Annotated in this window: 7 protein-coding genes; 4 read left to right on the forward strand and 3 right to left on the reverse strand. The window is 74.5% G+C overall.

The genetic code is table 11. The features are described 5' to 3' along the window. Positions 1-139: 139 nt before the first annotated feature. Complete coding sequence (locus ACFW1A_RS33625; RefSeq protein WP_380415791.1) at positions 140-334, reverse strand: ferredoxin; 195 nt, start codon at positions 332-334, stop codon at positions 140-142. 31 nt (positions 335-365) lie between these two features. Next, positions 366-1,610 carry a cytochrome P450 gene (locus tag ACFW1A_RS33630; protein ID WP_380415793.1) on the reverse strand — a complete coding sequence of 415 codons (1,245 nt, stop codon included), beginning with the start codon at positions 1,608-1,610 and terminating at the stop codon, positions 366-368. 199 nt (positions 1,611-1,809) lie between these two features. Here ACFW1A_RS33630 and ACFW1A_RS33635 point away from each other — a divergent pair, with 199 nt between their 5' ends. Together ACFW1A_RS33635 and ACFW1A_RS33640 are read left to right on the forward strand one after the other, a co-directional pair. After that, the gene (locus ACFW1A_RS33635; RefSeq protein ID WP_380415797.1) at positions 1,810-4,539 is read left to right on the forward strand and encodes an ATP-binding protein; all 2,730 of its coding nucleotides are present in this window, start codon (positions 1,810-1,812) and stop codon (positions 4,537-4,539) included. A gap of 240 nt (positions 4,540-4,779) precedes the next feature. Beyond that, positions 4,780-6,723, forward strand: coding sequence for a putative Ig domain-containing protein (locus ACFW1A_RS33640; protein ID WP_380415801.1), 1,944 nt, complete (start codon positions 4,780-4,782; stop codon positions 6,721-6,723). Between the two features lie 134 nt (positions 6,724-6,857). Here ACFW1A_RS33640 and ACFW1A_RS33645 read toward each other — a convergent pair whose 3' ends face one another. Further along, positions 6,858-7,319, reverse strand: coding sequence for a carboxymuconolactone decarboxylase family protein (locus ACFW1A_RS33645; protein ID WP_380415803.1), 462 nt, complete (start codon positions 7,317-7,319; stop codon positions 6,858-6,860). 192 nt (positions 7,320-7,511) lie between these two features. Here ACFW1A_RS33645 and ACFW1A_RS33650 point away from each other — a divergent pair, with 192 nt between their 5' ends. Further along, a complete protein-coding gene (locus ACFW1A_RS33650; RefSeq protein ID WP_380415807.1) occupies positions 7,512-8,624 on the forward strand; it encodes a chemotaxis protein in 1,113 nt (370 codons plus the stop codon). Between the two features lie 88 nt (positions 8,625-8,712). Further along, the coding region (locus tag ACFW1A_RS33655; RefSeq protein WP_380415809.1) for an MFS transporter at positions 8,713-9,826 on the forward strand (1,114 nt) is incomplete at its 3' end.

Below are 9,826 nucleotides of genomic sequence, written 5' to 3' on the forward strand. Positions count from 1 at the left end.
CCTTGTTTGGCTGCAAAATCGGGCCCCAACCCACGGAGGGGGGGGGTGCCACCCGCGGGTCGTTTTCGGGGGGTGTTATATCCGCGGCCCCCCGCGCGAACTCCCGGGGGCGGCCCACGGCAACCGGGCTGACCCGGGGTCAGTCCTCGATGATCTTCAGTGCGGCGGCCGGGCAGGCCGCCACCGCGTCGCGCACGGCCTCGTGGTCGGCGTCCTCGGGGCGCTCGGTGAGCAGCACCACGATGCCGTCGTCGTCCTGGTCGAAGACCTCGCCGGCCGAGAGCACGCAGGCGCCCGCCCCGACGCAGAGGTCCTTCTCCACAGAGATGAGCATGGTTGAACTCCTTCGAAGTGTCCGGTCGGACCTACCAGGTGACCGGCAGCTCCAGCACGCCGTAGATCAGCGACTCGGTGCGGAAGACCAGCTCCTCGGCCGGGACCGCCAGGCGCAGGTCGGGGATCCGCTTGAAGAGGGAGGTGTAGACGACCTCCAGCTCCATCCGGGCCAGCGACTGGCCGCCGCACTGGTGGATGCCGTAGCCGAAGGCCACGTGGCCGTTCGGCTTGCGGTGGATGTTGAGGGTGTTCGGCTCCTCGAACACCTCCGGGTCGTGGTCGGCCGCGTTGGTGGAGGCGATGATGCCCTCACCGGCCTTGATCAGCACGCCGCCGATCTCCAGGTCCTCCATCGCCACCCGCTGGGTGACCGAGTCGGAGACGCTGTAGTAGCGCAGCAGCTCCTCGACGGCCTGCGGCATCAGCGAGAAGTCGGCCTTCAGCTCGGCCAGCTGCTCCGGGTGGCGCAGCAGCGCGATGACGCCCATCGCGATCATGCTGGCGGTGGTGGTGTGGCCGGCCGCGATCAGACCGCGGGTCAGCATCGAGATGTCCTGGTCCTCGACCAGGTGCTCCTCGGCGTTGCGGGACAGCATCCGGGAGATGATGTCCTCGCCCGGGTTCTCCCGCTTGCCGTTGATGAGCTTCTCCAGGTAGGCGCCCATCTCCATGCTGGCGATGCCCTGCTGCTCCGGCGTGGTCGCGCTGGAGAGCAGGCTCTGGATCCAGTTGCGGAAGAAGTCGTGGTCCTCGAACGGAACCCCGAGCATCTCGCAGAGGATCAGCGAGGGCACCGGGTTGGCCAGCGCCTTCACCAGGTCGACCGGGTTGCCGTCCTTGCCCGCCTCGACCAGCTTGTCGAGGTACTCGTCCACGATCTCCTGGAACCGCGGGCGCAGCGACTCGATCCGCTTGACCGTGAACTCCGGCATCAGCAGACGGCGCTGGGCGGTGTGGACCGGCGGGTCCATGTTGAAGAGGGACGGCGGCGCCATCTTGATCAGCTCGACCGGGATCTGCAGCTGGATCGGGTGGCCGTCCAGGCGCATGTCGGAGCTCATCGTCCGGTCGCCGAGCACCTTGCGGACGTCCTCGTACTTGGTGAGCAGCCAGGCCTCGCGGCCATTGACACTGACCGTCACCTTGGAGACCGGCTCGGTCTCGCGCAGTTCGGCGTATTCGGCCGGCGGGCTGAACGGGCAGCCCCGAGTGAACGGAAACGGACGCGGCGTGTCGGCCGCGGTCGTCTCCACCGGCTGGGAGAGATCCGTCATGCTTGCTCCAGGATCCAATATCGGAGATTCCTCAGGTGAATTCGACGGTATGGGCCGCACCGCGCGCGCTGTACCCCTACCGGCCCCCTAACAGCAAGGGGGCGGCGGACTCTGCCGGGCGGCGGGCCCCGGGGATCGACGACCGCCCGGGCTCCGGTAAGGACTAGACCATTGCGCGTTGTCGGGGGAGACTCTCGGCATGGCGGAGGAGATGGCGCTGCTGGGCCGGGCGGAGCTGCTCGACCGGTGCCGGGCCGCGCTGGCGGACGGCGGCGGCGGGCTGCTGCTGACCGGGCCGGCCGGGATCGGCAAGTCCGTGGTCCTCGATCAGTTGGCGGTGGAGGCGGCCCAGTCGGGGGCCCTGGTGCTGCGGGCCAACTCGTCGGCCGGCGAGGCGGCGCTGCCGCACCTGGCACTGTACGACCTGTTCGCCCGTCACCTGGCCGCGGCGGAGCGGGAGCTGATCGCCCCGCACCTGCGCGCCGTGCTGGACGCGGTGCTGCTGCGGGCGCCGGGGGACGGCCGGGTGACCGACCAACTGGCGATCCGGGTCGCGGTGCTGGAACTGCTGCGGGCGCTGGCCGAGCGGCAGCCGGTGCTGCTGGTGCTGGACGACGTGCACTGTCTGGACCCGGCCAGTGGTGAGGTGCTCGCCTTCGCGGCGCGCCGGCTGGGTGGGGAGCGGGTGCGGGTGGCCGCCGCCGAGCGGGTGGCGGACGGCGAGGAGAGCCGGTGCGCCGAGCTGTTGCCCGAGCCGCGCACCGAGCTGGTGGTCGCCCCGCTGCCGTCCGAGGTGATCGGGACGCTGCTCCGGGACCGGTTCGGCCCGGGCCTCGGGGAGCAGCTCTCCGGGCGGATCGGCATCGCCAGCGGCGGCAACCCCTTCTACGCCCTGGAGTTGGCCCGGGCCGCCCGGCGGTGTGACCAACCGCTCGGTGAGGAGCAGCCGTTGCCGGTGCCGCGCCGGCTGCGCGAACTGCTCGCCGACCGGCTGGCGGTGCTGCCGGCCGAGGCCGTCGAGGCGCTGCTGTTCCTGGCCGCCGTGGCCCGGCCGTACCTGCCGCACCCGGCGGAGCGCGAGCGGGCGCTGGCGGTGGCCCGGTCCGCCGGCGTGGTCACCGGCGGTGCCGGGTCGGAACTGCGCTTCGCCCACCCGCTGTTGCGCGAGATCGTGTACGCCGACGCGGGGGAGGAGCAGCGGCGGGCCTGCCACGCGCGCCTGGCCGAGGTGCTGGACGATCCGTTGGAGCGGGCCCGGCACCGCGCGCTGGCCAACCCCGCCCGCCACGCCGAGCTCGCCGCCGAGTTGGCCGAGGCGGCCCGGATCGCGGTGCACCGCGGGGCCCCGGCGCGGGCCGCCGAGCTCTCCCGGCTGGCCGCCGACCGCACCCCGGACGATCCGGCGCTGGCTGCCGAACGCCGGCTGGCGGCGGCCCGGCACGCGCACGACGCCGGGCAGGCCGAGCCGGCCCGGCAGGACTGCCGGGCGGTGCTGCTCGGCGGCGGTCCGGCCAGCAGGGTGGGCGCCCGGCTGCTGCTGATCGAGCTGGCCGGCAGCGACCGGTCCGGCGTGCCGGCCCTGCTGGATGCCGCCTGGCGGGACGCCGGCACCGATCCCAGGCTCCGCGCGGCGGTCCAACTGGCCCGTGGCGAGCACGCGCTGAGCACCGGCCGGACCGGCGCCGGGCTGGCCGCGCTGGCCGAGGCGGAGCGGGTGGGGGAGGTGGACCAGCAGATCGAGGTGATCGCGTTGCGCACCCCGATCGACATCCAGCTGCACCCCGAGCGGGTGCTCCCGGCGCTGCGCCGGGCCACCGTGCTGGCCGCCGGCTCCGGCGGGCTGACCGCCGCGCTGGTGCAGATCCGCTGCTGCCTGGTGGTCCAACTGCTGCGCCGCGGTGAGGTGGCGGAGGCGATCGAGGCGGTCAACGAACTGCGCGCCGACGTGGAGGGGGCCGGCCGGCTGACCGACCTGGGCCACGTGCTGCACCTGGTGGCCTCGGTGCACGAGCGCGCCGGTCGGTGCGAACAGGCCCACCAGGCAGGGCTGCTGGGCGGTCGGCTGCGCCGCGAGCTGGGCCCGACCCCGACCTCCGGGCTGGTGCTGAGCGCGGCCGCCGAGTTGAACGGCGGCCGCGTCGAACGGGCCGCGGAACTGGCGGACGCGGCGCTGAGCAGCGGCCGGGCAGCCGGCGACGCCGAGTGGTCGGGCTATGCGCTGGGCCTGCGCGGGCGCTGCGACCTGCTCGCCCAGCGCCACCAGCAGGCCGCCGAACACCTGGGCGGCTGCCGCGAGTTGCTGCGCGGCCTGGGATACACCGACCCGGCGCTGTTCCTGGTGGACGCCGACCTGGCGGAGGCGCTGGCCTGGGCGGGGGAGCCGGGCGCGGCCCGCCGGGTGCTGGGCGAGGCGCGGCGGGAGGTGGCCAGGCTGGACCGGCAGGTGGTGGCGCTGGGACTGGACCGGGCCGAGGCGGTGCTGGCGGCGGTAGCGGGCGATCCGCGCGGTGCGGCCGACCGGTTGCGGGCCGTGCTGCCGTCCACCCACCCGTACCCGCTGGAGCTCGCCCGGGCCCAGCTGACCCTGGGCGAGCTGGAGCGCCGGGCCCGGCGCCGCGCCGCGGCCCGCGGCGAACTGCTGGCCGCCGCCGAGGCGTTCGCCGCCGCGCACTGCCTGCCCTGGCTGGCGCACACCCGGCGCCGGCTGGCCCGGCTGGACGCGCCCGCGACCGAACCGAGCGAGCTGGAGCGCCAGATCGTCCAGCAGGTGCGGGCCGGTGCCACCAACCGGCAGATCGCCGCCGCCCTGCACGTCTCGGTCAAGTCGGTGGAGGGCAGCCTGACCCGGCTGTTCCGCCGCTACGGGGTGCGCGACCGGGCCGGTCTGACGGCGGCGGCCGGGCTGCCCGGGGATGCCGGCGGGCCATGACAAGGGTCCACCCTGGACATTGCAAGTCAAGGGCAAGGGTGGGTATCTGACTTCGATTCATTGACCGTATGGGGCTGTGCGGCTACGTTTTGCGGTCAATGCTGCACTGCTGGACGACGGCGGGATGCGACCCCCACACCCCGACATCCCGCCGGTCCGTTGCTCGCGGGCGACCCCGCCCGGCCGAGCTCCTTGGTCCGCCCCCCACCGGGGCCAAGTCGGAAAGGAGTCCGAGTGGCCATGCTCCATTCTGGACACCCTGGACGGTCCGCACTCCTCGCTCCGCTCGCCACCGTCGGCCTGCTCGTCACCGCCCTCGGCGGCGCCCTCGCCGGCCCGGCCGCTGCCGCCACGACCCCGGGCGGCATCTCCGTGGCCCGCTCCTGCGCCGCACCCAGTCACCCCGGCGAGTTCGCCTGTCTGGCCCTCAAGCGCACCGACCTGCACGCGGCCGCGCTGACCCCGAACGCCGCCCCGTCCGGTTACGGTCCGACCGACCTGGCCGCCGCCTACCAGCTGCCGTCGGCCGGCGGCTCCGGTCAGACGGTGGCGATCGTGGACGCGATGGACGACCCGAACGCCGAGTCCGACCTCGCGTCCTACCGCTCGCAGTACGGCCTGCCGGCCTGCACCACCGCGAACGGCTGCTTCAGGAAGATCGACGAGAACGGCGGCTCCAACTACCCGACCGCGGACAGCGGCTGGGCCGGCGAGATCTCGCTCGACGTCGACATGGTCAGCGCGGTCTGCCCCAACTGCCACATCCTGCTGGTCGAGGCGGCCTCGGCGAACATGGGCGACCTCGGTGCCGCCGTCAACCAGGCGGTGGCCCAGGGCGCCAAGTTCGTCTCCAACAGCTACGGCGGCGCCGAGGACTCCAGCACCGGCTCGGCCGACGCCCAGTACTTCAACCACCCGGGCGTGGCGATCACCGCCAGCGCCGGGGACTCCAACACCGGCGCCTCCTTCCCGGCCACCTCGCAGTACGTGACGGCGGTCGGCGGCACGGCGCTCAAGCGCGACTCCAGCGCCCGCGGGTGGAGCGAGTCGGTGTGGAACACCAGCGCCTCCGAGGGCACCGGCTCCGGCTGCTCGGCGTACATCGCCAAGCCCAGCTGGCAGCACGACACCGGCTGCGCGAAGCGGATGGAGACGGACGTCTCCGCGGTCGCCGACCCGGCCACCGGCGTCGCGGTCTACCAGACCTACGGCGGCAACGGCTGGGCGGTCTACGGCGGCACCTCGGCCTCCTCGCCGATCATCGCCTCGATCTGGGCCCTGGCCGGCGCGCCGAACGCGGGCGACCGGGCCAACCAGTACCCGTACAACCACACCAGCAGCTTCAACGACGTGACCGTCGGCAACAACGGCAGCTGCTCGGTCGCGTACTTCTGCAACGCCGGTGCGGGGTACGACGGCCCGACCGGCTGGGGCACGCCGATCGGCGTCTCGGGCTTCCTGCCCGGCAGCTCCAGCAGCGAGACCGTGACGGTGACCAACCCGGGGACCCGGATCGACACCGTCGGCACGCCCATCCGGGTGCCGGTCACGGCCACCGACTCGGCCGGCAAGACGCTGACCTACTCGGCCACCGGCCTGCCGGCGGGCCTGTCGATCAACGCCGCCAGCGGCCTGATCTCCGGCACCCCGACCACCTCGGCGCAGTACACGGCCACGGTGACCGCCAGTTCGGGCACCGCGACCGGCTCGGCCACCTTCGCCTGGGCGATCCGCACCGCGCCGCCCGCCGACTCGGTGACCGTGACCAACCCGGGCAACCAGACCGGTACGGTGGGCACCGCGGCCTCGCTGCAGGTCTCGGCCAGCGACACGCTGAACAAGGCGCTGACCTACTCGGCCACCGGCCTGCCGGCCGGCCTGAGCATCGACGCCGGCACCGGCCTGATCAGCGGCACCCCGAGCGCGGCGGGCACCTCGAACGTCACGGTCACCGCCGACTCGGGCAGCGCCACCGGCTCGACCAGCTTCACCTGGACCGTCAGCGGTGGCGGCGGTGGCGGCGGCTGCGCGGGCGTGCCCGCCTGGAGCGCCACCTCCTCCTACGCGCCGGGCGACGTGGTGAGCTACGGCGGCCACAAGTGGAAGTCGACCTGGTACTCCACCGGTGCCACGCCGGGGGCGCCCGCCTCCTGGGCGGTCTGGTCGGACCAGGGCGCCTGCTGAAAATGACCCCGGGGGCCACTGAAGGGGAGCGGTAGCCCACCGGCTGGGGAAGGGGCCGCGACGGTTCGATGGGGACCGTCGCGGCCCTGCTCCGTTCCCCCGTTACCCCGTTCCCCCGTTCCCCCGTTCCCCCGTCAGCCCGTCGGCGCCAGCCGCTGGCTGACGGAGAGCCGGTTGAACGCGTTGACCACGGTGGTGACCCAGATCAGCAGGGCCAGCTGAGCCTCGCCGAACTCCTCGACGGCCTCCCGGTACACCTGGTCCGGCAGGCCGGCCCGGGGCAGCAGGGTGATCGACTCGGCCAGCGAGAGGGCGGCGCGCTCGCGGGCGCCGAACAGCGGGCTGTCGCGCCAGGCGCTCAGGCCGTACAGCCGCTGCTCGGTCTCACCGGCCCGGCGGGCGTCCCGGGTGTGCAGGTCCAGGCAGAAGGCGCAGCCGTTCAGCTGCGAGGTGCGGATCCGCACCAGCTCCAGCAGCGGCAGTTCCAGCCCGGACTCCAGCGCCGCCCGCTCGGCCGTCCCGGCCAGCTGGAGCAGCTGCCGGTAGCTGTCGGGGGCGAGGTCGCGCAGGCTGAGGCGCGCGTCGGTCACAGTCATGCCCGGCACTGTAGTGGGCGTACGACCCGTCCCCGGCGCATCGTCAATCGGCGTTGACGCAGGGCCGGGGCCGGGACCGGCGGCGCTCCGGACCGGGCCGACCGGCCGCCGTCCGGGTGGCGGCTCGGGATGCGCGCGGCGGCCGGCCCGGTGAGGGTGGGAGCGGAACCCGCACCGCCAGGAGGACCCTGCATGGACGTCACCGACCTCACCCCCGCCGCGCTGGCCGAACTGGCCGCCCCGCGCCCGCTGCCCGCCGTCACGGTGGCCGTGCCCACCCACCGGCGCGAGCCGGAGAACGAGCAGGACGCGCTCTGGCTGAAGAACCTGCTCGGCGAGGCGCGCCGGCGGATCGAGTCGGACGAGTCGCTGGCCCGCGCCGACCGGCTCGACGTGCTGGCCCAGCTGGACCAGGCGGCGGCCGAGGTGGACCTGCGGCACGCGCTGGACGGGCTGCTGCTGTTCGCCGCGCCCGGCGAGCACCAGGTCTGGTCGATCCCGCGCACCGTGCCGGGCCGGGTGGTGCTCTCGGACACCTTCCTGACCCGCAACCTGGTCGCCGCCCGTGCGGTGCACTCCCCCTACTGGGTGCTCACGCTGGCGGCCCACCAGGTGCGGCTGTGGAGCGGGACCGGCCCGGAGCTGGCCCAGGCGCGGCTGGCCGGGTTCCCGCAGCTGCCGGCCAACCCCGAGAAGTTCGACCCGCAGCGCGAGGAGCAGATCGGCGACACGCCCAGCGTCTACCGCGCCGAGGAGACCCGGACGTTCTTCCGCGACGTGGACACGGCGCTGACCGGGCTGCTCAAGCGGGACCCGCGCCCGGTCTACCTGGTCGGGGTGCCGGCGGCGGTCAGCCTGTTCGACTCGCTGCTGACCACCCGTTCGGCGCTGGCCGGCCGGCTGGAGAAGGGCGGGCTGGGCGACGGGCCGGCCAGTGCGCTCGCCCCGGTGCTGGAGCCGGCCCGGGCGGCGTACGCGACGCAGCGTCAGGAGGCGGTCCTCACCCGGCTGGACGAGGCGGCCGGGCGCAAGGTGCTGGCCGCCGGTCTGGACGAGGTCTGGGAGGCGGTCGGCGCGGGCCGGGTCGCGGAGCTGGTGGTGGAGGAGGACTTCCGCGCCACCGTGGTGGTCTCCGACGGCCACCTGGCGCCGGCGGCCCGGACGGCCGGCGCCGACGGCGAGGTCCGCGAGGACGTGGTGGACGAGGTGGTCGAGCGCACCCTGCAGGCCGGCGGCGAGGTGAGCTTCGTGCCGGACGGCACGCTGGCCGAGCGCCAGTCGATCGCGGCGGTGCTGCGCTACTGAACCCGGGCCCGGCCGGCCGGCGACGCGGGCCCGGCCGGCCGGAAATCCGGCTGCGGACGCCGGGCGGCGGGTGGCAGACTCGCCCCTCGTGCCTCCCGCCGACGCGCTCCCGCCCCCCACCACCCCCGGGCCGCTGCGCGAGCGGCAGTTCAGATGGTTCTTCGCGGGGCAGTCCGTCTCCCGGTTCGGCAGCGCGATGACCCCGGTGGCGCTGGCCTTCGCGGTGCTCGGGCGCACCGACGACCCGCACTGGCTGGGGTACGTGCTGGCCGCGGAGATGGTGCCGATGGTCGCACTGCTGGTCGTGGGCGGCGGGCTGGCCGACCGGTACCGGCGCGAGGTGGTGCTCCGGGTGTCCAACGCCGGCGCGGGGCTGGGCCAGGCGGGGGTCGCGGCCGTGGTGCTGACCGGCGCGCCGCTGTGGCTGCTGCTCCCGCCGGCGGTCCTGAACGGTGCGCTGGACGCGCTGACCACCCCCGCGCTGCGCGGCATCGTGCCCGATCTGGTGCCGGCCGCGGCGGTGCAGCGGGCCAACTCCCTGCTGGGCGCGGTGCGCAACGGCTCCCGGCTGGTCGGGCCCGCCGTGGCCGGCGTGCTGGCGGCCACCGTCGGCGGCGGTTGGGGGATCGCGCTGGACGCGGCCAGCTTCCTGGTGGCCGCGCTCTGCCTGCTGCCGGTGCGCCTGCCCGCCCGGCCGACCGGGGCGCGGGGCAGCCTGCCGCGCGACCTGCGCGAGGGGTGGGGGTACTTCCGCTCGTTGCCCTGGCTGTGGACGGTGAGCTGCAGTTGCGCGGTGCTGAACGCGGTGCAGATGGGCATCTGGCAGGTGCTCGGGCCGACCCTGGCCCGGCACGGGATCGGGGCGCCCGCGTGGGGCGCGGTGCAGGGGGTCCGGGCCGGCGGGCTGCTGCTGTTCAGCCTGCTGATGCTGCGGTGGACGGCGGGTCGGCCGCTGCTGGTGGGGCTGTGCGGGCTGGTCCCCGCCGGACTGCCGCTCGTCCTGCTCGGGACCGGGGCGGGGGTGGGGTGGCTCGGCGCGGCGGTCTTCCTGGCCGGGAGCGGATCGGCGGTGATGTCGGTGCTCTACGACACCACCCTGCAGACCCGGATCCCGCGCGAACTGCTCTCCCGGGTCTCGTCGATCGACGACTTCTTCGCGTTCGGGACCATCCCGCTGGGCCAGCTCTCGGTGGTCGCCCTGG

The sequence above is a fragment of the Kitasatospora sp. NPDC058965 genome (genome assembly GCF_042741245.1).
Classification (GTDB): domain Bacteria; phylum Actinomycetota; class Actinomycetes; order Streptomycetales; family Streptomycetaceae; genus Kitasatospora.

What these genes read in the sequence shown, in the direction of transcription:
- ACFW1A_RS33625 (WP_380415791.1), bottom strand. Translation starts at nt 334, where the DNA reads ATGCTCATCTCTGTGGAGAAGGACCTCTGCGTCGGGGCGGGCGCCTGC.
- ACFW1A_RS33630 (WP_380415793.1), bottom strand. Translation starts at nt 1,610, where the DNA reads ATGACGGATCTCTCCCAGCCGGTGGAGACGACCGCGGCCGACACGCCG.
- ACFW1A_RS33635 (WP_380415797.1), top strand. Translation starts at nt 1,810, where the DNA reads ATGGCGGAGGAGATGGCGCTGCTGGGCCGGGCGGAGCTGCTCGACCGG.
- ACFW1A_RS33640 (WP_380415801.1), top strand. Translation starts at nt 4,780, where the DNA reads ATGCTCCATTCTGGACACCCTGGACGGTCCGCACTCCTCGCTCCGCTC.
- ACFW1A_RS33645 (WP_380415803.1), bottom strand. Translation starts at nt 7,319, where the DNA reads ATGACTGTGACCGACGCGCGCCTCAGCCTGCGCGACCTCGCCCCCGAC.
- ACFW1A_RS33650 (WP_380415807.1), top strand. Translation starts at nt 7,512, where the DNA reads ATGGACGTCACCGACCTCACCCCCGCCGCGCTGGCCGAACTGGCCGCC.